General features: G+C 63.9%; 21 protein-coding genes and 1 pseudogene. 6 read left to right on the forward strand and 16 right to left on the reverse strand.

Going from position 1 to position 22846, the window contains the following annotated elements:
* Nucleotides 1-11: 11 nt before the first annotated feature.
* The 3 genes from ACXJ7R_RS04865 to ACXJ7R_RS04875 are packed head-to-tail and all read left to right on the forward strand — an operon-like array spanning nt 12 to nt 3768.
* Nucleotides 12-1490: a mannitol dehydrogenase family protein gene (locus tag ACXJ7R_RS04865; RefSeq protein ID WP_457150843.1), complete on the forward strand. Its 1479-nt coding sequence runs from the start codon at nt 12-14 to the stop codon at nt 1488-1490.
* Between the two features lie 14 nt (nt 1491-1504).
* Nucleotides 1505-2188 (forward strand): HAD family hydrolase, encoded by a 684-nt coding sequence (locus ACXJ7R_RS04870; RefSeq protein ID WP_457150825.1) that lies wholly within the window; start codon nt 1505-1507, stop codon nt 2186-2188.
* Nucleotides 2182-3768: an FGGY-family carbohydrate kinase gene (locus ACXJ7R_RS04875; RefSeq protein WP_457150844.1), complete on the forward strand. Its 1587-nt coding sequence runs from the start codon at nt 2182-2184 to the stop codon at nt 3766-3768. The genes ACXJ7R_RS04870 and ACXJ7R_RS04875 overlap by 7 nt, the downstream gene beginning before the upstream one ends.
* A gap of 72 nt (nt 3769-3840) precedes the next feature.
* Here ACXJ7R_RS04875 and ACXJ7R_RS04880 read toward each other — a convergent pair whose 3' ends face one another.
* The 6 genes from ACXJ7R_RS04880 to ACXJ7R_RS04905 form a co-directional block, all read right to left on the reverse strand.
* Nucleotides 3841-4926: an ABC transporter ATP-binding protein gene (locus tag ACXJ7R_RS04880; protein ID WP_457150826.1), complete on the reverse strand. Its 1086-nt coding sequence runs from the start codon at nt 4924-4926 to the stop codon at nt 3841-3843.
* A 2-nt stretch (nt 4927-4928) separates the two neighbouring features.
* Complete coding sequence (locus tag ACXJ7R_RS04885; RefSeq protein WP_457150827.1) at nt 4929-5975, reverse strand: NAD(P)-dependent alcohol dehydrogenase; 1047 nt, start codon at nt 5973-5975, stop codon at nt 4929-4931.
* A 15-nt stretch (nt 5976-5990) separates the two neighbouring features.
* The gene (locus ACXJ7R_RS04890; protein ID WP_457150828.1) at nt 5991-6803 is read right to left on the reverse strand and encodes a carbohydrate ABC transporter permease; all 813 of its coding nucleotides are present in this window, start codon (nt 6801-6803) and stop codon (nt 5991-5993) included.
* Entirely contained in the window at nt 6800-7666 is an 867-nt protein-coding gene (locus ACXJ7R_RS04895; protein WP_457150829.1) for a carbohydrate ABC transporter permease, read from the reverse strand. Before ACXJ7R_RS04895 ends, ACXJ7R_RS04890 begins: the two co-directional genes overlap by 4 nt.
* A 142-nt stretch (nt 7667-7808) precedes the next feature.
* The gene (locus ACXJ7R_RS04900; RefSeq protein WP_457150830.1) at nt 7809-9080 is read right to left on the reverse strand and encodes an ABC transporter substrate-binding protein; all 1272 of its coding nucleotides are present in this window, start codon (nt 9078-9080) and stop codon (nt 7809-7811) included.
* Between the two features lie 243 nt (nt 9081-9323).
* On the reverse strand, nt 9324-10241 hold the full coding sequence (locus tag ACXJ7R_RS04905; protein WP_457150831.1) for an AraC family transcriptional regulator: 918 nt from the start codon (nt 10239-10241) through the stop codon (nt 9324-9326).
* A 273-nt stretch (nt 10242-10514) separates the two neighbouring features.
* Here ACXJ7R_RS04905 and ACXJ7R_RS04910 point away from each other — a divergent pair, with 273 nt between their 5' ends.
* The gene (locus ACXJ7R_RS04910; protein ID WP_457150832.1) at nt 10515-11918 is read left to right on the forward strand and encodes an MATE family efflux transporter; all 1404 of its coding nucleotides are present in this window, start codon (nt 10515-10517) and stop codon (nt 11916-11918) included.
* Between the two features lie 92 nt (nt 11919-12010).
* Here ACXJ7R_RS04910 and ACXJ7R_RS04915 read toward each other — a convergent pair whose 3' ends face one another.
* The 10 genes from ACXJ7R_RS04915 to speB form a co-directional block, all read right to left on the reverse strand.
* Nucleotides 12011-12538 (reverse strand): GNAT family N-acetyltransferase, encoded by a 528-nt coding sequence (locus ACXJ7R_RS04915; RefSeq protein ID WP_457150833.1) that lies wholly within the window; start codon nt 12536-12538, stop codon nt 12011-12013.
* A 146-nt stretch (nt 12539-12684) separates the two neighbouring features.
* The gene (locus ACXJ7R_RS04920; protein WP_457150834.1) at nt 12685-13671 is read right to left on the reverse strand and encodes a methyltransferase; all 987 of its coding nucleotides are present in this window, start codon (nt 13669-13671) and stop codon (nt 12685-12687) included.
* A gap of 95 nt (nt 13672-13766) precedes the next feature.
* Complete coding sequence (locus ACXJ7R_RS04925; RefSeq protein WP_457150835.1) at nt 13767-14570, reverse strand: ABC transporter permease; 804 nt, start codon at nt 14568-14570, stop codon at nt 13767-13769.
* A complete protein-coding gene (locus ACXJ7R_RS04930; RefSeq protein ID WP_457150836.1) occupies nt 14567-15421 on the reverse strand; it encodes an ABC transporter permease in 855 nt (284 codons plus the stop codon). The genes ACXJ7R_RS04925 and ACXJ7R_RS04930 overlap by 4 nt, the downstream gene beginning before the upstream one ends.
* Nucleotides 15418-16455: an ABC transporter ATP-binding protein gene (locus tag ACXJ7R_RS04935; protein WP_184873001.1), complete on the reverse strand. Its 1038-nt coding sequence runs from the start codon at nt 16453-16455 to the stop codon at nt 15418-15420. Before ACXJ7R_RS04935 ends, ACXJ7R_RS04930 begins: the two co-directional genes overlap by 4 nt.
* A gap of 195 nt (nt 16456-16650) precedes the next feature.
* Complete coding sequence (locus tag ACXJ7R_RS04940) at nt 16651-17739, reverse strand: ABC transporter substrate-binding protein (RefSeq protein WP_457150837.1); 1089 nt, start codon at nt 17737-17739, stop codon at nt 16651-16653.
* 73 nt (nt 17740-17812) lie between these two features.
* The gene (locus tag ACXJ7R_RS04945) at nt 17813-18457 is read right to left on the reverse strand and encodes an amino acid ABC transporter permease (RefSeq protein WP_457150838.1); all 645 of its coding nucleotides are present in this window, start codon (nt 18455-18457) and stop codon (nt 17813-17815) included.
* Nucleotides 18454-19110 (reverse strand): amino acid ABC transporter permease, encoded by a 657-nt coding sequence (locus ACXJ7R_RS04950; protein WP_457150839.1) that lies wholly within the window; start codon nt 19108-19110, stop codon nt 18454-18456. The genes ACXJ7R_RS04945 and ACXJ7R_RS04950 overlap by 4 nt, the downstream gene beginning before the upstream one ends.
* Before the next feature lie 6 nt (nt 19111-19116).
* On the reverse strand, nt 19117-19926 hold the full coding sequence (locus tag ACXJ7R_RS04955) for a transporter substrate-binding domain-containing protein (protein WP_457150840.1): 810 nt from the start codon (nt 19924-19926) through the stop codon (nt 19117-19119).
* A gap of 79 nt (nt 19927-20005) precedes the next feature.
* Nucleotides 20006-21067, reverse strand: a complete 1062-nt coding sequence (gene speB, locus ACXJ7R_RS04960) for an agmatinase (RefSeq protein ID WP_457150841.1) — start codon at nt 21065-21067, stop codon at nt 20006-20008.
* 262 nt (nt 21068-21329) lie between these two features.
* Here speB and gcvA point away from each other — a divergent pair, with 262 nt between their 5' ends.
* Together gcvA and ACXJ7R_RS04970 are read left to right on the forward strand one after the other, a co-directional pair.
* Complete coding sequence (gcvA, locus tag ACXJ7R_RS04965; protein ID WP_457150842.1) at nt 21330-22304, forward strand: transcriptional regulator GcvA; 975 nt, start codon at nt 21330-21332, stop codon at nt 22302-22304.
* 159 nt (nt 22305-22463) lie between these two features.
* A pseudogene (locus ACXJ7R_RS04970) lies at nt 22464-22846 on the forward strand (nicotinate phosphoribosyltransferase); the annotation flags it as partial.

Below are 22846 nucleotides of genomic sequence, written 5' to 3' on the forward strand. Positions count from 1 at the left end.
GGGTAAAACAGATGACCGTGAAACTCTCGTCTTCCAACCTCGCCAAGCTGCCCGCCAAGGTTGCCGGTCCCAAATACGACCGCGCGGCGCTCAAGCCCGGCATCGTCCATTTCGGCGTCGGCAATTTCCACCGCTCGCATCAGGCCGTCTATCTCGACGATTTGTTCAATTCGGGAATCGGCCATGAGTGGGCGCTGGTCGGCGCCGGCGTGTTCGAGGGCGAGAAGATCGGCCGCGGCAAACTGGAGGAGCAGGACTGGCTGACCACCGTGGTCGAACAGGATAGCGGCCATATGAGTGCCCGCGTCACCGGCGTCATGATCGACTTCCTGATGCCGGGCGATGCGGCGGGCATCATCGAACGGCTCGCCGACCCGGCGATCAAGATCGTTTCGCTGACTATCACCGAAGGCGGCTACTTCATCGACCCGGCTTCCGGCGTCTTCAACCCGACCCATCCCGACATCGTCGCCGACGCGCAGCCGGGCGCCACGCCGAAGACGGTGTTCGGCATCATCCTCGCCGGGCTGGTCCGCCGGCGCGATGACGGCGTCGTGCCGTTCACCGTCATGTCCTGCGACAACATTCCCCACAATGGCCACGTCACCTCCGATGGCGTCATCGGCCTTGCCCGGCTAATCGACGAGGATCTGGCAAACTGGGTCAGCGAGCATGTCGCCTTTCCCAATGGCATGGTCGATCGCATCACGCCGGCCACCACGGATCGCGAACGCGGCATCCTGGTCAGCGAGTTCGGGCTGGAGGACAACTGGCCGGTGTTCTGCGAGCCGTTCCGGCAATGGGTGCTGGAAGACCATTTCACCGACGGCCGGCCGCCGCTGGAAAAGGTCGGCGTACAGTTCGTCAAGGACGTCGCGCCCTACGAGCTGATGAAGATCCGCATCCTCAATGGCGGSCAYGCSRCGATCGCCTAYCCSGCCGGMCTGMTSGACATCCATTTCGTCCATGAGGCAATGCAGGAACCACTGGTCAGCGGCTTTCTGGCCAAGCTCGAACGGGAAGAGATCATTCCGACCGTGCCGCCGGTACCGGACACGGTTCTGGAGGACTATTACCAACTCATCGAGAGCCGCTTTTCCAATCCGAAGATCGGCGACACGGTGCGCCGGCTCTGCCTCGACGGCTCCAACCGCCAGCCCAAATTCATCATCCCGACCATTGCCGACCGGCTGAAGGCCGGCAAAGGCGTCGCCGGCCTGGCGCTGGAATCGGCCCTGTGGTGCCGCTACTGCTTCGGCACGACGGACAGCGGCGCCGTCATCGAGGCCAACGACCCGAGCTGGAACCGGCTGCAGGCGACGGCAAAGGCGGCAAAGGACGCGCCCGCCGCCTGGCTTGCCATGGAGGACATCTACGGCGATGTCGGCCACGCCACGGCGTTTGTCGAGGCCTTTGCCCATGCGCTCAACGTGCTGTGGGCGAACGGCACACGCGCGACGCTGACGCGTTACCTCGCCGGCGCGCTCTGAGACCATTCGGCGCCATGACGCCTGAACTGGTCATCTTCGACTGCGATGGGGTGCTCGTCGACAGCGAGGCGCTCTCAGTCTCTGCGCTGCTTGGCATGATCCGGCTTGCCGGCGGCAGCATCGGCGAGGATGTCGCCTACGAGCATTTCCTCGGCAAGAGCATGAAAAGCGTGCGCGAGATCCTCGGCCGCGAGTTCGGGCTTGAGATCACCGACAGCCAGCTCACCGACATGCGCGTCGAATTGATGCGCAGGTTTCGCGAGGAGCTGAAGCCGATCCCTGGTGTTAAGGAGATACTGCCGAGGCTCGGGCTGCCCTTCTGTGTCGCGTCCTCGGGCACGCTCGACCGCATCCGCTACGCGCTCGACGTCACCGGGTTGCTCGGGCTGATGGAGCCGCATCTGTTCAGCGCCGCTATGGTGACCATGGGAAAGCCGGCGCCGGATCTGTTCCTCCATGCCGCCGCCAGCATGCGGGCCCATCCGCGCAAATGCCTCGTCGTCGAGGACAGCCCGGCCGGCATCGCTGCGGCGCGGGCGGCGGGCATGCGCGTCTTCGCCTTCACCGGCGGCTCGCATGCCGGCAACCCGAGCTTGCAAGCGCGGCTTGCGTCGAGTGAACCGGACTTTATATTCGCTGACATGCTGCAATTGCCCGATCTGATTGCAGGCCTGGGAGCGAGAGTAAGAGCATCTTGAAACAGTTCGTTTGCGCGGTCGATGTCGGCACCGGGAGCGCTCGCGCGGGCATTCTCGACACCAGCGGCACCTTGCTCGGCCGGGCCGAACGGCCGATCGCCATGAACCAGCCGAAGCCCGATCACGCCGAGCATGATTCGCGCGATATCTGGTCGGCCGTCTGCATCGCCGTGCGTGCCGCGCGCGAGAAAGCCGGCGTCGCCGTCGAGGATGTCGTCGGCATCTCCTTCGACGCCACCTGTTCGCTGGTGGTGCGCGACCGGCAAGGCGACCAGCTCAGCGTCTCGGTCACCGGCGACAGGCGTTGGGACACCATTGTCTGGCTCGACCACCGCGCCATCGCCGAGGCCGACGAATGCACGGCCAGCGGCCACGCCGTGCTCGACTATGTCGGCGGCGTCATGTCGCCGGAAATGGCGACACCGAAGCTGATGTGGCTGAAACGGCACCTGCCGAAGATCTGGAATGAAGCCGGCTACCTATTCGACCTGACCGACTTCCTGACCTGGCAGGCGACCGGCTCCCTGGCTCGTTCGCAATGCACGCTGACCGCCAAATGGACCTATCTGGCGCATGAGGAGAATGGTTGGCGCCGCGATTTCTTCGAGCTCGTCGGCCTCGACGATCTTTTCGAGCACGGGAACCTGCCCGAGAGGGCCAGTCCGGTGGGCACCGATATCGGGCCGCTGACGGCGCAAGCGGCGGCGGATCTCGGCCTCACGCAGAAATGCCGGGTCGGCGCCGGCGTCATCGATGCCTATGCCGGTGCGCTTGGCGTGCTCGGCGGGTTTGCCGGCGACGAACAGGACATCGGCCGGCACCTGGCGCTGATCGCCGGCACTTCGAGCTGCGTCATGGCGATGTCGCCCGATCCACAACCCTTCGCCGGGGTCTGGGGTCCCTACTACGGCGCGGCGCTGCCGAAGCTGTGGCTCTCGGAGGGCGGGCAGTCCGCCACCGGCGCCCTGCTCGACCATATCATCCGCTGGCACGGCGCCGGCGGCGAGCCGGACGCCGCCATGCATGCCAAGATCGCCAGGCGCGTCGCCGAGTTGCGTGCAGCCGAAGGCGAGGCGCTCGCCGCACGGCTGCATGTGCTGCCGGACTTCCACGGCAACCGTTCGCCGCTCGCCGATCCGCACGCCGTCGGCGTAGTCAGCGGGCTGACGCTGGACTCCTCCTTCGACAGCCTGTGCAAGCTCTACTGGCGCACCGCTGTCGGCATTGCGCTGGGCGTGCGGCATGTGCTGGAGGCGTTGAACGAAAACGGCTACCTGATCGACACGCTGCATGTCACCGGCGGCCACACCAAGAACCCGCTCTTGATGGAGCTCTATGCCGACGCCACCGGCTGCACGGTGGTCGAGCCGCTGGCCGACGAAGCGGTGCTGCTCGGCACCGGCATGGTCGCCGCCACCGCGGCCGGGATTTTCCCGGACCTCAACGCCGCCTGCCTTGCCATGCAGCAGGGCGGCAGGACGCGTGCGTCGAACCCGAAATCGGCCGGGCGTTTCGACCGCGATTACAGGATTTTCCTGGAGATGCACCGGCAGCGGCAGATGCTGGACGCGATACGGTAGCGCACGTCTCTAAATCAAAGAGATGGAGCATCATGTCGTCCGAAACCGCTTCACACTTTCCGGCATCATGCTCTATTGGCTCAGCAGGGACGCGCCGGACTCGGCATCGAACAGATGAAGGCTCGTTTCGTCAACGGTGTAGCGGACATTGCTGTTGACGGCCGGGCATTCGCGGGTCGGCACCAGCGCGCTGATTTCCTTGCCGCCGGAACCGAAGATCACCAGTGCGTCGTTGCCATGAAACTCGATGAGGTCGGCCGTGCCTTCCAGAAGGTTGCCGGCTTCAGGGCCGGCGGTCTTCAGGTCCGGAGGCCTGATGCCAAGCACTGCGCGCTGGACGCCTTGCAGATCGAAGCGGGAGCCTTCGATGGAAAAGATCGATCCGGCACTCGTCAGCGTCCAGCGGTCTTCCTTTCGTCCGACCGTGACGTCGATGAAATTCATGTTCGGCGTTCCAATGAACCCGGCGACGAACAGATTGCCTGGCCGCTCGTAGATTTCCGCCGGCGAGCCGATCTGCTCGATCCTGCCATCGCGCAGCAGCACGATGCGGTCCGCGAGCGTCATCGCCTCCAACTGGTCGTGGGTGACGTAGACGGTGGTCGTCTTCAACGACTGGTGCAGCCGGGCGATCTCGACGCGCATGTGGTTGCGAAGCTTGGCATCCAGATTGGACAGCGGCTCGTCGAACAGGAAGACCTTCGGCGTCTTGATCATGGCGCGGGCAATCGCCACGCGCTGCTGCTGGCCGCCGGACAGTGCGGACGGCTTGCGGCCGAGATAAGGGTCCAGGCCCAGCGTCTTCGAAACCGCTTCGACGCGCTGTTGTATTTCAGCCATCGGCACCTTCTGGCGCTTCAGGCCGAAGGCGATGTTGTCGAAGATCGTCATATGCGGGTAGAGCGCATAGTTCTGGAACACCATGGCAATGCCGCGATCGCCCGGGTCGAGGTCATTGACCACCTTGCCGCCGATCGAGACCTCGCCGCCGCTGATATCCTCCAGCCCCGCCAGCATGCGCAGCAAGGTCGACTTGCCGCAGCCGGAAGGCCCCAAGAAGACGACGAATTCGTGTTCCTCGATGCTCAGATTGAGGTCGCGGATGACGGTCGTGGCGCCATAGGATTTCTCGACATGGGAGCAGGTAATCGCGGACATGGTCAGGTCTTCTCGTCGGAAATCAGGATCTGCAGCTTGACGTCTTCCGGATGCGCCGCCGCCGCGCGCTCGAAAGCCTCGATGCTCTCGCTGAAAGGGTATGTACCGGTGATCAGCGGATTGAGGTCGACCTTGCCGGATGCGATCAGTTGCAGGGCACGGTCGAAGATGTTGGCGTAGCGGAACACCGTCTCGATCCGCACTTCCTTCGATATGGCCGCCGGCACGTTGAGTGCCACCGGCTCCACCGGCAGCCCGACAAGGACCACCGCGCCGCCGGGACGCACGACATCGAACAGATTGGCGAACGCCTTCGGGCTGCCGCTGGCCTCGAAGACGATGTCCGCCCCCCAATTGTCGGTGACCGCCGCAACCGCATCGACCAGTGACTGCTCGCCGATATTGACCGGCACGATGCCCGCATAACGCGCCGCAATTTCGAGCTTGGGGGCGGAGAAGTCGGAAATCAGCACCTTCGAGCAGCCGCCGGCAAGGGCAGCGAGCGAAATCATGATGCCGATCGGGCCGCAGCCGACGACAACCGCGACGTCGCCGGGAACGATGCGGGCGCGGGCGGCGGCCTGCATGCCGATGGCAAAGGGTTCGACCATCGCCCCTTCGGCGAAGGAGACATTGTCCGGCAGCCTGTAAGTGAACGCGGCGGGATGAACGGCTTGAGGCGCAAGAATGCCGTGAACCGGCGGCGTCGCCCAGAAGCTGACATCCGGGTCGACATTGTAGATGCCGAGTTTTGTCGCGCGTGAGGACAGGTTCGGCACGCCGGGCTCCATGCAGACGCGGTCGCCGACCTTCAGCGTCCTGACATTGGCGCCGATTTCGGTGATCGTTCCGGACGCTTCATGGCCGAGCACCATCGGCGCGCGCACGACGTAACTGCCGATGGCGCCATGGGTGTAATAGTGCACGTCGCTGCCGCAGACACCGACCGTGTGGATGGCGATCCTGACGTCGTCCGGCCCGACGTCGAGCGGCAACGCGATCTCGCGCAGCGCCAGTTCGCCCTTCTTCTCAAGCACCAATGCCCGCATCGTGTCGTCCTCGCTTCAAGTCTTTTTTTGCTGGAAAACGGAATTCAGGAAGCCGCTGAGCACGCCGAGGAACAGCAGCGGCGGCAGCGACAGAAGCACGACCGAGGCGTTGAGGATTCCCCACGGCACGTTCATGCCTTGCTGGGACAACTCGGATGCGACGATCGGCAAGGTCTTGGCGTTCGAGCTGGACAGCATCAGCGCGATCAGGAACTCGTTCCAGACCAGCACGAAGCTGAAGGTGACCGCACCGATCAGCGACCGCGCCGCGACTGGCAGCGCGATCCGCCAGAACACCGAAAAGGCGCCGTAGCCGTCGACGAAGGCGGCTTCCTCGACCTCCTTCGGCACGCTCTGGAAGGCGGGAATGGCCAGCCACATGATCACCGAGATGGTGAGCAGCGAATAGGTGACAATCAGTGCCGCCAGCGTGTCATAGAGCCCTAGCTGCAGCCAGATCACCATCAGCGGTATGGCCACCGCCACCGGCGGCAGGAAGCGCAGCGACAGCACGAAGAACTGGATGTCGCCGGCCCAGCGGTTGGGATAGCGCGCCACCGCATAGGCGGCCGGCAGGCCGAGCACCACGCCGATCAGCACCGCGACGCCACAGGCGATGACCGAGTTGTAGAGGCCGGTCATGACGCTGTCGCGGCCGATGATATAGCTGATGTTGGCAAGTGTCGGCGTGAACACCAGGCGCGGTACGCGGGTGATGATGTCGACATTGTTCTTCAGCGAATTGAGCGCCGTCCAAAGCAGCGGAAACACGGCCATGAAGCCGGCGAATGCCAGGACGGTCTTGCCGATCAGGCGGCCCGGCCTCATGCCTGCACCCGCTTCCACAGCATGGTGAAAGTGATGACGGTGGCAATCATCATCAGCACGGCCATCGCCGAGGCGTAGGACACCTTGCCCGACTCGATGAAGCCTTGCGAAAACGCATACATGTCGAGCGTCTCGGTCGCGACGCCAGGCCCGCCGCGGGTCATCACATAGATCAGGTCGAAGGAACGCAGCGATTCGATCATCTTGACGAACATCAGGCTGACCAGCGGCGCCTTCAGCATGGGCAAGGTGACATAGGCGTGGATCTGCCAGCGCCTGGCGTGGTCGAGCCGCGCCGCCTCGATCGGCTGCGGCGGCAGCGTTTCCAACAGCTTCAGCACGATGACGGCGAAGAACAGGCCCCATTGCCAGACATCGACCGAGGCGACGGCGAACAGCGCCGTCGACGGCTTGGACAGCGGGTCGAAGATCAGCCCGCCGGTCAGCAGCCGATAGGGGTAGGTGGCGATGCCGTAGAGCGGGTGGTAGGCGAACTTCCAGACGAAGGCCGCCGAGACGCGCGGCAGCAAAACCGGAATGATGAACAGCAGGCAGTAGATGTTGCGCAGGCGCGGCGACGCGACCTCGAACATCAGCACCCCCAGTCCGATGGCCACGGCCATCGTCGCCGCAACGKTGACGATCTCCCACTTCACCGACACCCAGACGGCGTTGAGAAAGCGGCGGTCGAAGAACAGGTCGTAGAAATTCGAAAGCCAGACATAGGAATAGGTCGTGGAACTCAGCTCGCGGTTCTGCAGGGCGATGACGATCGCGTAGAGCGTCGGTACCATCGACAGGATCAAAAGGATGACGAGCGTCGGCACGAGGAAGGCGACCGGCAAGGATGAGCGTCGAGGCATTGGTCAGGCCTCGCTGTATTCGAACATGGCTGGATCCTCGCGTGGAGATGCTTCAGGCGGCGCCAGAGCAGGCCTTCCCGCGACGCACAGGTCCCGGCATTCGACCGAATGCCGTGGGCCGTGCGCCGCCAGAGGGAGGCTGCTACTTCTTCGCCAATTCGTTGGCGTAGGCTTCAAGTTCGTTGAGGCCGCCCTTGATGTCGGTGCGGGTGCCGGTGACCAGTTCCTCGAGGATGATGCCCCAGCGGTCGCCGAGGTCCGGCCAGCGCGGATCCTGCCAGAAGTTGACCGCCGTGACCTTGCCCGTCTCGGCCAGAGCCTGGCCAAGGTCGGCGCCGTAGATATCAGCGAATTCCTTGCTGGACAGGATGCTGGTGCGGTTCAGCTCGCCGAACTGGTGGGCGTCGAGCCGGCGCTTCTCGTTCTCCTTCGACGTCGCCCAGGCGATGAACAGGCCGGCGCATTTCTTCGAAGCGTCGTCGGCATTGGCCTTCGCCGCAATGGCGAGGCCATGGCCGTAGCCACCACCGGTGAGCGGCGCCGGCGGCGGCAGGAAGCCGATCTTGCCGACCACCTGCGAGGTCTTGGGATCGACCGACATGCCCGACAGCGGTGTCGATTCGACGAGGATCGCCACCTGGCCCGACAGGAACGCACCGGTCGATTCATCCCAGCTGCCGGTCTGCGTGCCGGGCGCCGAATCCTTGAACAGCTTCAGATAGGTCTCGGTCGCCTTGACGGCGGCGTCCGAATTGAAGACAGGCTTGTTGCCGTCGAACCACTGGCCGCCATAGGCCTTGAAGAAGGGCATCCAGCGCCAGACATTGGCGCCCGAACCGCGCGCGCCGCGCAAGGCGATGCCATACATGCCCTTGTCCGGATTGGTCAGCTTCGGCACGTCGGCGATCAGCTCGTCCAGCGTCTTCGGTGGCTGGATTCCGGCCGCCTCAAGGACATCCTTGCGGTAGACCATCAGGTCGCCACCGCCGGTCAGTGGCGCAAACCAGACCTTGCCGTCATAGGTCGCGACCTTCTGCCGGCCCGGGTCGAAATCGGCGTAGTCATAGTCCGCCGGATAGTAATCGGTGAGCGGCACGATCCATTTCGACGACGCAAACAGGGCGACGTTGGCCTCGTCGACATAGTAGACGTTGTAGTTGCCGACGGTGGACGCATCGGCGCGCGATTTCGCCCGGCGGTCGTTCTCGTTCAAATAGTCGATCTGGAAGCCGGCGCCGGCAAGCTTCTGGAACTCGTCCTTGGAGTCCTCCAGAAGCGTCAGGCCGTCGCGCGGCTGCGCCAGCACCTTGACCGGCGCCGAGCAGACCGGCGCCTGCGCCAGGGCAATGGTGGAAACGGCAGTGGAAAGCATAAAAGCTGCGCCAAGGCTGGCAGCGAGCCTAACTGGTTTCATTGATCTTTTCTCCTCCAGGAACACTTCGCAGGACGCGCAAGTCCTCGGGTCACGCGATCCTCACCATCGCCCGAACGACATGCCACCCATCGCCAAAATGCGGAGTTGCGGCGGGCCACGCTAGAAGCCCCGTTGCAACGGACCTGTACTTTTATGCATTGTGCAGCGCAAAAACTGGCGTCCGCTTGGGGAGCCCGTCACATGAGTATCGATCGAGGCCGGGGTAGGATTTTCAGGAACCGCTTATGCGCGCATCGTCAGCCGCTGCCGCGACAGCCGCCGATAGGACGACGGCGTCATCCGATGCTTGCGCATGAAGGCGCGGTTGAAGTTCGAGATGTTCATGTAGCCGACCTGGAAGCAGATGTCGGTGATCGCGATGTCGGTGTCCGCCAAAAGCTTGCAAGCCTGCCAGAGCCTGAGCTTGGCAAGGTGGTCGCTGAAACTGTTGCCGGTGTTTTTCTGGAAGAAGCGCGAGAATGTGCTCTCGGTCATTCCGGCGAGTTCCGCCACTTCCGGCAGCTTCAGATCTTCGGCGAAATGCTGGAACAGATAGGTCAGCGTGCGCTGGATGATGTCCAGCGAGGCGGCATCGAGAACCGGCGAGAAATCCGGTGACGACAACAATTCGTATTCGTCGGTCCGGGCGAGAAGATCGACCAGGCACAGGAAAAGGCAGAACCTGCTTAGCCCGCTAACCTCGCCCATCCGCTCCATCAGTTCGGCGCCTTCGCGTGCCGTCTGGCCGTGAAAGACCATCCCGCGCAGCGATCGCTCCAGGAACGGTTCCAGTTCGCGCAGTTCCGGCAGCAGGCCCACCGACCCGCGCAGCCTCTGCGCATCGAATTGCAGGACGATGTCGCGGCCTTCGATCAGTTCGCCCGGCTGCGTGGCGGTGACCCAGTCGTGTGGCAGTCCACCACCGACGATGGTGAGATAGCCTGGCCCGAACTCGCCGATGTGATCGCCGACCAGCACCACGCCGGAGGATTTTCGCAGCAGGTGGATCTCGTACTCCGGATGGAAGTTCCAGACGTTGCGTTCCCATGGGTAGTCGTCGAGCCGCCACAGGAAACTGTCGCTCGCTTCGGTGACGATGTGCTCGAAGGACGGCGCCGTCCGCGGGATAGCAGCCGTGTTTTTTCTGCGCCTGAACTGCATCCTGCCTCCTGGAAAATCCGGGATCTGTCGTCGCACCTCGTCGTCCAGGCAATCCGTAGCAGCCCGTTGCCGGCGTGTGAAATGCGCTTCGGCGGCACGCAACAATCGGTCCGGGCGTTCCGCTGGCTCAATCTGTTCCGGCCCCTCCTCTCTTGCCTTCATGTCGCGTTTCGTCCAAAAGCTGACGCAAACGCTGCGAAACCGAAGGTTTTGCCGTTTGAAATGCGGCTTCCGGCTCCTTGCCGACGCGCCGTACCTGGAAAGAGCGGAACAATGTCTGCGATCGAAGCCGGCGCTCACGCGCCGGAAAATCTTTGGCGTCAGGAAATCAGGGCGACGCTGGCGCTCGCCTGGCCGATGGTGCTGACCAATCTCGGCCAGACCGCCATGACGGCCACCGACGTCATGATGATGGGTCGCCTGGGGGCGGACACGCTGGCCAGCGGCGCGCTTGGCGCCAACCTCTATTTCATGCCGCTGATCTTCGGGCTCGGCCTGATGCTGGCGACGTCGCCGATGATTGCCACCGAGCTTGGCCGCCGCCGCCATTCGGTGCGCGACCTGCGCCGCACGGTGCGCCAGGGCCTGTGGCTGGCGATCCTGATCTCGATCCCGATCTGGCTGGTGCTTTGGCACGGCGAGGCCATTCTGCTGGCAATGGGCCAGGAACCCGCGCTGGCGCATCAGGCCGGCATCTATCTGCGCTGGCTCGAATGGGCGGTGCTGCCTTTCTACGGCTATATCGTGCTGCGCTCGTTCATCTCGGCGCTGGAGCGGCCGGGCTGGGCGCTGATCATCGTCTTCGTCGCCGTCGCCTGCAACGCCCTCTTCAACTGGGTGTTCATGTTCGGCAATCTCGGCGTGCCATCGATGGGCATTGCCGGCTCAGGGCTTGCGACCACGCTGTCCAGCACGCTTATGTTCATCGGCATGGCAGTGGTGGTGATGCTGGAGAAGAAGTTCCGGCGCTACCGTCTGTTCGGGCGCTTCTGGCGGTCCGACTGGCCGCGCTTCAAGGGGCTGTTGCGGCTCGGCATGCCGATTGCCGGTATCCTGGCCTTCGAGGTGACCATCTTCAACGCCGCGGCGCTGCTGATGGGCCTGATCGACGCCGATTCATTAGCCGCGCACGCAATCGCCATCCAGATCGCCTCGATCAGCTTCATGGTGCCGCTCGGCCTCAACCAGGCGGTGACGGTGCGCGTTGGCCTGGCGCATGGCGCCGGCAATCCGGAAGGGGTTTCCCGCGCCGGCTGGACGGCCTTTGTCATCGGCGTTTCGTTCATGGCGCTGATGGGGCTGGTGATGATCCTGTGGCCGCATCTGCTGATCAGCGCCTTCATCGATCTCGCCAACCCGGCCAATGCCAGGGTGATCGCGCTTGCCGTGTCGTTCCTGGTCTTTGCAGCGCTGTTCCAGATCTTCGACGGCGCGCAGGCAGTTGCCGCCGGCATGCTGCGCGGCCTGCATGACACCAAGGTGCCGATGATCTACGCCGCGATCGGCTATTGGGGCATCGGCCTGCCGCTCGGCGTGCTGCTCGCCTTCCATTTCGGCCTCCATGGCGTCGGCATCTGGATCGGCCTGTCGTCGGGGCTGGCCGTGGTGGCGGCGCTGCTGCTGGCGCGCTGGCTGCGGCGGGACCGCCTGGCGCCGCCATTGGTGTTTGGGCATTGAGCCAAGGCCTAACATCGTGGCTCGTCAAACGACGGCCTGCGAAACGACGTTAAGCGCCATGAGCCGACTTTGGCACCGAGGCGACGAATGCATTAGCAGTCCGGCATCGCGTTGCTCGCCAACAGTGACGATCCGATGTCTCCGTCGAGCGCAAAACGCTCGCAGCGCTCGCCGTCGGACTCATCGATGAAGCTCTCGATATGTTTGAAGCCGAGCTTCGCCAATATCCGCAGCGACGCGAAATTGCGCGCCGCCGCCTCGGCCGTTACCCGTTCAAGCGCCAGAGTTTCAAAGGCGTAGCGGAGGACTTCGCGCGCTGCCTCGCTGCCCAATCCGTGCCCCCAATGCGCACGCGCCAGCACAAATCCCAATGCCGCTGCCTTGGCGTCGGTTGCGCCGAAGGACAGGGTTATCGTCCCGATCGCGTTCGATACCCCTGCCTGGTCTATGGACCACTTGATCGCCTTGCCGTCAGCGAACCGCTGACGCGAACGGGCGAGCCATCGTTCGCCTGCGCTTTTGTCGTCGGGAACGGGATCGCCGGCAAGGGAGGCGGATTCGACATCCGTCGCGCGCGCAAACCATGCCGGGATATCCCGTTCGCTCGGCGCCCGAAGCACGAGCCTTGGTGTCGAGAGCCTGGGAAATCGGACAGCTTCCATGGGGGCATTTTCGACGTGAGGCGGCGCCGATGCAACGGCCGGGCATACTGCCGTGTGCTCATGGGCGCCTGCCCACGCGTCCGAAACCAGGCATCCGGCAACAATCAGCCCGCAAGGCGCGCACGAAACAAGGTGCAGCCGTCCGTCAGGCGCGACCTTGAGATATCGCGGAATCCAGCCTCCGTCATCCACGCCCGATACTGACCTTCAGTGTACGATTCGCCGTTGCGATAGAGGTTCAGGAAGGTGAGATTCAGAAAGACACCCTCACGCGGGCCGAGGCGGTCGTCATCGACGACACCCCACCCCGCAATTGCGATCTCGCCGCCCGGTGTGAGGCAACGCGCCGCGTTCAGGATCGAACTGCGCGCCTGGTCCGGCGGCAGGACCTGGACGACGGCCTTCAGGATCGCCAGATCGTGCCGACCGACCGATGGCGCGACAGTTATGTCCCCTTCTTCGACGACCACGTCTTCGGCACCATATTCCGACAGGATATCCGGCGCGACCGCTGCGACCGTTGGGAGTTCCATCAGCGTTGCCGCAATCTGCGGCCACCGCTCGCGAAGTCCGACGAGAATGGTCCCTGGGCCCCCACCGATGTCAATCACCGAACCGATCGCCGAGAGGTCCATCTCCTGGGCCAGAAGTCGGCCGAAAATCACCGCCCCCGGTGCGAGCATGCGGCTGAAGGCCGCCGCTTCCTCGGACCCTGCTTCGGAAAAATCGTGCAGCGCAGCCGGCCGGTTCTGTCGCAGCGACTCTGCGGTAAGCAGATCGGCTCCCCAGAGCTCGCGCAGGAGCGCATGATCGCCGACGCGATAGGTCGGCTTGGACGCGTCGAGGAAGGCCGACGCTTCGGCTCCGTTGCGAAATTGGCCATCCTCGACTTCGAGGAAACCAATGCTGGCGAGTGCGTAGAGGAGCCGCGACAGGCGATTGGGCTCGACTTTGAGCGCGGCCCCAAGGCTGTCCGCAGTCAGCGCGCTGTCGCCGAGCCGGGTGAAGATGCCAAGGTCCAGCCCGGCTCGAAGCGCCAAGGCGGGGGGCACCGCTTTGATCATCTTGTCGATCCGATCAGAATCCACCATGTCGCATCCCCTTCCGCGATCCAGGACCGGCTAAGATTAGAACTCCGTTCTCCCGAAAGTGAAGACAAAATGATCATTTCGAGCGACAGGTCCGGTCAGTTGCCCTCGGAGGACATCGCGCCGAGCAGCCTGCGGATGTCTCCGAACTTGGCGATCGCCCCGAACACCAGGGCTGCCACCGCGACGAAGAACACCGACACCGACGCCATGGTCGGCGTGTAGCCGTAGCGCAGCGCGTTGAAGATCTTGATCGGCRGCGTCTCGGTGGTGAACCCGATCGTCATGTAGGCGACGATGTATTCGTTGAGCGACAGCACGAAGGCGAAGGCGTAGCCGGAGACGAGGTAGGGCAGGATCAGCGGCAGCACCACCGTCTTCAGCACCGTGCGGTCGTCGGCACCCATGGTCGCGGCGGCCTCGACCAGCGAGCGGTCGATCGACGCAAAACCCAGCGACAGCGTCACCAGCGGCAGCGTGACGAAGAAAATGGCGTGGCTGATGATGGCGGTGAAGAACTGGCCGAACAGCCCGACCGTCGCCCAGAAGGTGAGGAAGCCGAGCGCGGTGATGACCGGCGGCAGGATGAAAGGCGCAAGCCCGAGCACCTGAAAAATGTTTGCCCAGGGTGCGATGCGCCGCCACAGGAACCAGGCAAGCGGCAGCGCGATAGCGACCGCGATCGCCGCCGAGCAGACGGCGAGCGTCACCGAATGGATCAGCGCCAGCCGCCATTCCGGATCGGCGAAGATCTGACCATACCAGGCGAGCGAGAAGCCTTTCGGCGGGAAGGTCAGTTCCTGCCGCGCGTTGACCGAGACGCCGGCGACGACGATCAGCGGCGCGGCCAGGAACAGGGCCACGATGGTGAAATAGAGCCGGCGAAGGAAGGTGGCGGTCATAGTGCGTTCTCCCTGCGGCCGACGAGCAGCGTCAGCCCGACCAGCGCCAGCGAGATCAGCACCAGGAAGACCGCCATGGCGGCTGCGAACGGCATGTTGGACTGGTAGATCGCCTGGTCGGTGATCAGCACCGACAGCGTCCAGTGGCGTGGCCGGCCGAGGATCTGCGGCAGCAGGTAGGAGCCGAGCGCGAAGACGAAGACCATGATCAGCGTCGCCACGATGGTGTTGCGCAGCGCCGGGGTGACGACGTTGAAGAAAGCTTTGACCGGCGAGGCGCCAAGCGTGCGGGCGGCCTCGAGCAGCGTCGGGTCGAGGCGGACCAGGGCCGGATAGAGCACCAGTATGGTGTAGGGCAGCGCCTGGTAGATCATGCCGGCCAGCACCGCGCCGAAGGTCGGCAGCAGCGCCACCGGCTTGTCCATCAGCCCGAGCGCGACGAAGAGGTTGGTGATGCCGGCGGTCTGCGAAAACAGCGTCGACCAGGCAAAGCCGATGATGACTTCCGACAGCGACAGCACCGACAACAGCCCGACCAGCCACAGCGTCTGCACGCGGCGCGAGCGCTTGGTCAGCAGATAGGTGAACGGAAAGGCGATCGAGACGCAGCAGACGGCGACCAGCACCGCCAGCATCAGCGAAAAGCCGAGCACGCCGGCGAAGAAGGTGGTCAGGAACCGCGCATAGTTGTCGATGACGAAATCGGGCGTGTAGAAACCGGCCGGATTGCGCTTGAAGAAGCTGACCGCGATCATCGTCGAAAACGGCACGACGAAGAACACCACGAGCATTAGCCCGGGAAACAGCAGCGGCGTATAGTCGGCGAATGATTTCGGCGCTTCGCGTCTCATGAGCCGAGCACCACGCAGCTCTCGGGCGGCAGCGTGACGCCGACCTTGGCGCCGACCGAGACGTTGGGCCTTTCGCGCGGCGTCGCCACCGCGATGATGCTGGTGCTGCCAACCTCGACGAAGGTTTCGATGGTGCCGCCGAGATCGCGCACGAAGGTCACCTGGCCGGTGATGGCGCGGCCGCCGGGTTCGCCCAGATGCACGTCTTCGGGACGGATCGACACCGAGGCCTTGGTGACGCCGGCCGGCATGGCGAGGCCCGGAATGGCGGTGCCGAGGATGGTGGTGCGTCCGGCGCTGTCGACCTCGGCCGGCAGAAGGTTGGTGATGCCGATGAAATCGGCGACGAAGGCGTCGGCCGGCTTGCGGTAGATCTCGATCGGCGGTGCCGCCTGCAGGATCCTGCCGTGGCCCATGACCACGACCAGGTCGGCCATGGTCATCGCCTCGCGCTGGTCGTGAGTGACGACGATGGTGGTGATGCCCAGCCGTTGCTGCAACTGGCGCAGTTCCACCTGCATGGCCTCGCGCAGTTTGGCGTCGAGCGCCGAAAGCGGCTCGTCGAGCAGGAACAGCTTTGGCGACAGTGCCAGCGCACGGGCGATTGCCACGCGCTGGCGCTGGCCGCCCGAAAGCTTCGCCACCGGCCGGTCGGCAAAGCCGGGCAGATGGATCAGCGTCAGCAATTCGTCGACGCGCTTCTTCTGCTCTTCCTTCGAGGCGCCGCGGATGCGCAGCGCGTAGGCGATGTTGTCGCCGACCGAAAGATGCGGAAACAGCGCCAGCGACTGGAACACCATGCCGAGATTGCGCTTGTGGGTCGGCAGCGGCGTGATGTCCTCGCCGTCGAGCACGATGGCGCCGCTGGTCGGCTCCTCCAGCCCGGCGATCATGCGCAGCAGCGTGGTCTTGCCGCAGCCGGATGGTCCAAGCAGGCAGACGAAGGTGCCGTGCGGCACGTTGAGCCGAACATTGTCGACCGCGATGAAATTGCCGAAGGCCTTGGTGATGGCGTTGATATCAAGTCCGGACATGGCTGATCCTGTTAACCGGAGGATATGGGATGGTTCCTCGCCGCCTCGTTTTCGCGGCGGCCTCTCCTCGGCCGCAAGAGGAGAGGCGCCGCGATTTCGGCGCGTAGCATATCCTCTCCCATCGCAATGGGAGAGGTGGTTCGCGAAGCGACCCGTCATGAGGAGCGCTTCGATGTCGGGCGAGCTGTTTTCGGCTTAGCCGACGATCAGCTCGGTCCACTTCTGGTTGATCCAGTCGGCCTTGGACGTATAGAGGTCGTAGCGCGGAATGATCGGCTCGATATCCGACGACACCGATGCGAACTCGGCCGGCGTCAGGTCGAGCACCTCCTTCTTCAGCGTCGGCGTGGTGCCGACCTTGCGCGACATCACGCCCTGCATCGACGGCTGGCTCATATAGTCGATGAAGGCATGCGCCTCGTCGACCTTGGTCGAAGCGCGCGACAGCACCCAATTGCCGGAGTCCTGGATGCCGCCCTCCTTCGGGAAGGTGGTGCGGACATGGAAGCCGTCGGCGATCGCGAGGCCGGTGACGTCGTGATAATACTGGCCCATCGGGATTTCGCCCGACTTCAGCGCCTGCTCGAACTGCGCTTCGTCGCGATACCAGAGGCGCACATTCGGCTTGACCTCGGCGAGCTTCTCGAACGCCTTGTTCAACCCTTCCTCGGTGTCGAGGGCATTGGTGCCGCCCATGAAGGTCTTGGCCGTCACTTCGAGCAGGAACGAGTTGGAGGCGAGCGCCAGCAGGCCGAGCTTGTCCTCGTTCGCCTTGTCCCAGAATGCCGCCCAGGAGGTCGGCGCCTCCTTGTAGACATCGGTGTTGGAGACCAGCGTGATCCACCAGGCCACCGCACCGATGCCGGCAACGCGGCCATCCGGATATTTGTTGATGAAGCGCGGCAACAGGTCGCCGTAATGCTTGAACTTCGAGGTGTCGAGCGGCGTCCACAGTTCGGTCGACTGGCCCTTGAGCGTCGAGGTCTGCGACATCATCGAAAGATCGGCCGGCGCCTGGCCCGCCTTGGCCGCCTGTTCGAGCTGCACCAGCCACGCCTCGCCGGTCGGCTCGGCAACCGATTCTACCGCGATGCCGGTGGCCTTGGTGAAGTCGGGGAAGACGTGCTCGTCGAAGGATTTCTTGAAGTAGCCGCCATAGACGCCGACCTTGAGCGACTTGTCCTGCGCCCGCAGGATCGACGGCATGGCGAGCACGCCGGCCGTCGCCAGGCCAGCGCCAAGCACGCTGCGCCGGCTGACTTGTGTTGCGATCAATCTGTTCATCTGGTCTCTCCTCTGTTTGTGCCGGATCTCCGGCTGGTTCCCTTGAATCCGTTGCCCGCCGTCTTCTTGCGGCTCAGTGGGCGGCGCGTCGTTCGAGCGAACGCGCGTATTGCGTCAGTGGAAAACACATGACGAAAAAGATCAGCGCCACCAGCCCGTAGACCTTGAAGGGTTCGAAGGTCGCATTGTTGATGGCGTTGGAGGTCCGCACCAGCTCCTCGAAGCCGATGATCGAGGTGAGCGCCGTCGACTTGATGAGCTGCACCAGAAACCCGACCGTCGGCGCGCGGGTGATCGAAAACGCCTGCGGCAGGATGATCAGCCTCAGCTCCTGCAGATAGTGCAGGCCAAGGCTGGCGCCGGCATCCCACTGGCCACGCGGCAGCGCGTCGACGCCGCTGCGCCAGATCTCGGCCAGATAGGCACTGGCAAAAAAGGTCAGGCCGAGCACCGCCGCCGTCCACGGCTCGATGCGCAGGCCTAGCATCGGCAGACCGAAGAACATCAGGAACAGCTGCATCAACAGCGGCGTCCCCTGGAACAGCGCTATATAGCCGGAGGCAATGCGCCGGCTCCATTTGTTCTTGGCGATCCTGAAGAACAGCACGACCATGCCGACAACGCCGCCGCCCACGAAGGCGGCCAGTGACAGCAGCACCGTCCAGCGGGCGGCGAGCAAAAGGTTGCGCACGATGTCCCAGAAGGTGAATTCGATCATGACACGCCAGCCCCCAGGACGCGGCGTCCGCCCGTGACCAACAGCCGGCGCAAGGCCATCGACAGGACGAGATAAACCAGCGTCACGACAAGATAGGTCTCGAAGGACCGGAACGTGCGTGCCTGCAGCATGTCGGCCTCGTAGGTAAGCTCGCGCACCGCGATCTGCGACACCACGGCGGACTCCAGCATCATGATGACGATCTGGCTGGTCAGCGCCGGATAGATCACCTTGAGCGCCTGTGGCAGCACGATCTTGATGAACACCTGGCGTGGCCTCAAGCCCAGCGCAAGGGCTGCTTCGGTCTGTCCGGGCGGCACGGCGTCAAGTCCGGCGCCGACAATCTCGATCGTATAGGCCGCCATGTTGAGCGTCATCGCCAGGATGGCGGCCAGCACCGGATCGAGCCTGATACCGAGACTGGGCAGCCCGAAGAAGATGAAGAACAGCTGCACCAGGAACGGCGTGTTGCGCATCACCTCGACATAGGCGGCAATCGCCCGCTTGAGCAGCACGGGGCCGTTTCGCCGTCCCGCGGCACCCAGGATACTGAGGAACGTCCCCGCCAGCGTGGTCACGGCGATCAACAGGATCGTCGTGACCGCTCCGCGCGCGATGTCACCCGCAGCCCCTGGAAGCCAGGCAAAGGCCACCGGACCTCAATCCTTGAGGTTGTCGGGGTTGAGCGGCGTCTTCAGCCAGGCCTGCGAGCTTGCGTCCAGCTTGCCGTCCGCCAGCATCTTGGCGATGGCGTCGTTGACCGCCTTCTTCAAGCTGTCTTCGTTCTTGTTGAGACCGATGTGCGAAGGCGAGGTCAGAAGCTGGAACTTCTGCTCCGGCTTCAGCGCGTCCTGCTTGGCCAGCACCTGCGCGCCGACATCGTTGCCGACGACCATCAGCTGCGTCTGGCCGGAAATGAAGGCCTGGATCACCGAATTGTAGTTGTCGAAACGCTTGATGTCGGCCGACGCCGGTGCTGCCTCGGTGAGCGAGGTGTCCTCGAGCGTGCCGCGGTTGACGGCGATCGACTTGTCGGCAAGGTCTTCCTTGCCTTTGACCGATAGCGCCGCCGGGCCGATCACCGCGATGTAGTAGGGCGCGTAGGCAGCGGCGAAGTCGATCACCTGCTCGCGTTCCTTCGAATAGCCGACGCTCATCAAGAGGTCGACGCGATGGTCGTTCAGGTACGGGATGCGGTTCTGGCCGGTGACGGCGACGGGATTGAGCTTCACCTTGAGCGTGTCGGCAATGTATTGCGCGACATCCATGTCATAGCCCTTGAGGCTCATGTCGGCGCTGGCCGAGGAGAAGGGCGGAAAATCGGCGAAGACGCCGACATTGATGGTGCCGGCCTTGGTGATGTCCGCCAGCGCGTCGGCATTGGCGGCTTGCGTGCCGAGGCCAAGGCTTGCGGTGCCAAGCATCAGCATGGCGGCGATGGATGATTTGAGCGTGATACGGATCGTCATTTTTATTCCCCTCTGGAAGCTTTGTTTGTCTGGGTCGGCCGCCGGCTCCAGCGCGGCGGCCGCCTTCGTCTTCTAAACGTCAGGCTCCCTTGCCTGTGATCGCCGGGCTGAACACCATCAGGCTCAGGATTTCGAACAGAACCTGGGCACCGGCGTGCGCCGTGTTGGTGGTCGCGTCGTATTGCGGCGCCACCTCGACGACGTCGCCGCCGACGATGTTGAGGCCCTTCAGGCCGCGCAGCAGTTCGAGCACTTCGCGCGTCGTCAGGCCGCCGACCTCCGGCGTGCCGGTGCCGGGCGCGAAGGCCGGATCGACGCTGTCGATGTCGAAGGAGACATAGGTCGGCCCGTCGCCGACGATCTTGCGCGCCTTCTCGATGATGGCGGGGATGCCGAGACCGGTCACCTCCTCGGCATGCACGACGGTCATGCCGGACTCGTAGGTGAACTCCCACAGGTATTCGGCCGAGCCGCGAATGCCGATCTGGATCGTGCGCGTCGGATCGAGCACGCCGTCGAGCACCGCGTTGCGGAACGGTCCGCCGTGGTGGAACTTGGTCATGTCGAACAGGCCACTGGTGTCGCAATGGGCGTCGATGTGGATCAGGCCGACCGGGGCTTTCTTGCCGACCGCCTTCAGGATCGGATGGCTGATCGAATGGTCGCCGCCGACCGACAACGGGATGACGCCGGCATCGACGATCTGGTTGGTGCGGCGCTCGATATCCTCATGGCTGATCTCGAGCCGGTAGCGGCTGCGGAACGGCGTGTCGCCGATGTCGGCGACCCGAAGTTCATGCGTCGGGGCGCATTCCAGCACGTGATTGTAGGGGCCGATGCGTTCGATGGCGCGCAGCGCCCTTGGTCCGAAACGCGAGCCCGGCCGGTTGGTGACGCCGAGGTCCATCGGCACGCCGATCATCGCCACCTGCAGGTCGCCGAAATCCGGATTGTCGGCCGCTATTTCGCGGTAGGGGGCGGCGAGGAACGTGGGGATGCCGGAATAGGGCGCCAGCCGGGTGCCGGACTTGGAAAAGATCTTGTCGGCGACGCGCCGGAATTTCGGGTCGAACATTTCGCCGCCATGGCTCTCGCCATATTTGCGACGCAACGCGTCGAGCTTACCGCGATCGTAACCCATGTCCGCTCCTCCCGCCTGATGCAGTGCGGCCGCCGGTGACCTTGGCGAAGCGACCGTCATCCGGCCGGGTCGTTGTCCCGCTGGCTGCCTGCAGATTTCACGTCTTGATGCTGTTCCGGGCCAAAGTGTCTGGCAGCCGCATTGAAAAATCAATTGATATTGTTAGGGTGTTGGCTGTGAGAAAATCTCACAATCAACTCTGAGCACGATCTCATCCGAAAACCGGCCTCCATTTTTCGGGATCGTGCTTCAATGGATGCCCATGGCCAAGCGCCTGCCACCGCTGAATCCGCTGCGCGCCTTCGAGGCAACGGCCCGCCATGGCTCGCTGACCAAGGCGGCGAGTGAGCTGAATGTCACGCATGGCGCCATCAGCCACCAGATCAAGGCGCTCGAGCAGTCGCTCGGCGTCAAGCTTTTCGAGCGCGCCGGCCAGCGGGTCAAACTGACGCCGCATGGTGCCGAGCTGCTGCCGGCGGTCTCGAGCGCCTTCGACGGCATCGCCGCCGCCACGCAGCGCATGACAAGGCCGGCGAGCAGCGGCACGCTCTCCGTCTCCTGCGTGCCCGCATTGCTCTTGCTGTGGATGACGCCGCGGCTCGGCAGTTTCATGGCGCAATATCCTGACATCAGGCTGACGTTGATCCCTTCCAACGACGCCAAGGATATCCGCGCGCCGCAGATCGATGTCTGCGTGCACTACGGCGACGGCAGCTGGACCGATTGCTGGATGCGCAAATGGTCGGGGCTCGAACTGTTTCCCGTGGTGAGCCCGACGTTGATCAACAACCGTCCGATCCGCAGCGTCAGGGATCTCGCCGACCATGTCTTCCTGCATGGCGATGACGGCCGCGAATGGCACACCTGGCTGGCGGCCGCCGATGCGCTGGACCTGGAACGCGGCCGCCGTCATCATCTGGGCGATGCACGCATGGCGGTTGAAGCCGCGGTCCACGGCCATGGCGTGGCGCTGGGCGATTCGGTGACGGCCAGTTCGCTGCTGGCCAGGGGCATGCTGGTGGCGCCGTTCAGCCTGTCAGTGCCGGCAATCGACGACTTCTATGTCGTCTGTCGCAACGAGATGAAGTCGACGCCGATCGTGCAGCTTTTCATCGACTGGCTGTTTGCCGAGAAGGCGCAGGATGACGGCCGCGCCGATGCGCCGGTGGCGGGCCGCGTCGTCACCCGCCGCAAGCGTCCGGCGCTCAGGGTCATCGGCGGCAGAACCGGGAGCTGACACCGGCTGGCGGCGGCGGTGCCGGCCGATCGTGTCCGGCCGCATGCAGGGTTTTCTTTTTGTCGGGCCAGCCCTGAAACCGGGCAGCGTTTTGGCCAATTCGATGCTATGAGGCCTGTCGCGGTTGTGGGTAGCAGGCAGCGAAGGCGGTGTTGAAACATGGCTAAGACCGATATTGCGCGGCGTGTCTACAACCACACCTGGAAGCTCGACCCGATCGTGCGCAGCCTGCTCGACACGGACTTCTACAAGCTTTTGATGCTGCAGATGATCTGGGGCATGTACCCCAAGGTCGACACGACCTTCTCGCTGATCAACCGCACCACCTCCGTGCGGCTGGCCGACGAGATCGACGAGGGCGAACTGCGTGAACAGCTCGACCATGCCCGCACCTTGCGCTTCAGCAAGAAGGAGATGATCTGGCTCGGCGGCAACAATTTCTACGGCCGCAAGCAGATCTTCGAGCCGGAATTCCTCGCCTGGCTGGAGAATTTCAGGCTGCCTGAATACGAATTGTCGAAGCGCGACGGCCAGTATGAGCT

The sequence above is a fragment of the Mesorhizobium sp. P5_C1 genome (assembly GCF_054049815.1).

Coding starts and splice junctions, on each gene's coding strand:
- ACXJ7R_RS04870 (WP_457150825.1), top strand. CDS start 1,505: ATGACGCCTGAACTGGTCATCTTCGACTGCGATGGGGTGCTCGTCGAC.
- ACXJ7R_RS04880 (WP_457150826.1), bottom strand. CDS start 4,926: ATGTCCGCGATTACCTGCTCCCATGTCGAGAAATCCTATGGCGCCACG.
- ACXJ7R_RS04885 (WP_457150827.1), bottom strand. CDS start 5,975: ATGCGGGCATTGGTGCTTGAGAAGAAGGGCGAACTGGCGCTGCGCGAG.
- ACXJ7R_RS04890 (WP_457150828.1), bottom strand. CDS start 6,803: ATGAGGCCGGGCCGCCTGATCGGCAAGACCGTCCTGGCATTCGCCGGC.
- ACXJ7R_RS04900 (WP_457150830.1), bottom strand. CDS start 9,080: ATGAAACCAGTTAGGCTCGCTGCCAGCCTTGGCGCAGCTTTTATGCTT.
- ACXJ7R_RS04905 (WP_457150831.1), bottom strand. CDS start 10,241: ATGCAGTTCAGGCGCAGAAAAAACACGGCTGCTATCCCGCGGACGGCG.
- ACXJ7R_RS04910 (WP_457150832.1), top strand. CDS start 10,515: ATGTCTGCGATCGAAGCCGGCGCTCACGCGCCGGAAAATCTTTGGCGT.
- ACXJ7R_RS04920 (WP_457150834.1), bottom strand. CDS start 13,671: ATGGTGGATTCTGATCGGATCGACAAGATGATCAAAGCGGTGCCCCCC.
- ACXJ7R_RS04930 (WP_457150836.1), bottom strand. CDS start 15,421: ATGAGACGCGAAGCGCCGAAATCATTCGCCGACTATACGCCGCTGCTG.
- ACXJ7R_RS04935 (WP_184873001.1), bottom strand. CDS start 16,455: ATGTCCGGACTTGATATCAACGCCATCACCAAGGCCTTCGGCAATTTC.
- ACXJ7R_RS04940 (WP_457150837.1), bottom strand. CDS start 17,739: ATGAACAGATTGATCGCAACACAAGTCAGCCGGCGCAGCGTGCTTGGC.
- ACXJ7R_RS04945 (WP_457150838.1), bottom strand. CDS start 18,457: ATGATCGAATTCACCTTCTGGGACATCGTGCGCAACCTTTTGCTCGCC.
- ACXJ7R_RS04955 (WP_457150840.1), bottom strand. CDS start 19,926: ATGACGATCCGTATCACGCTCAAATCATCCATCGCCGCCATGCTGATG.
- speB (WP_457150841.1), bottom strand. CDS start 21,067: ATGGGTTACGATCGCGGTAAGCTCGACGCGTTGCGTCGCAAATATGGC.
- gcvA (WP_457150842.1), top strand. CDS start 21,330: ATGGCCAAGCGCCTGCCACCGCTGAATCCGCTGCGCGCCTTCGAGGCA.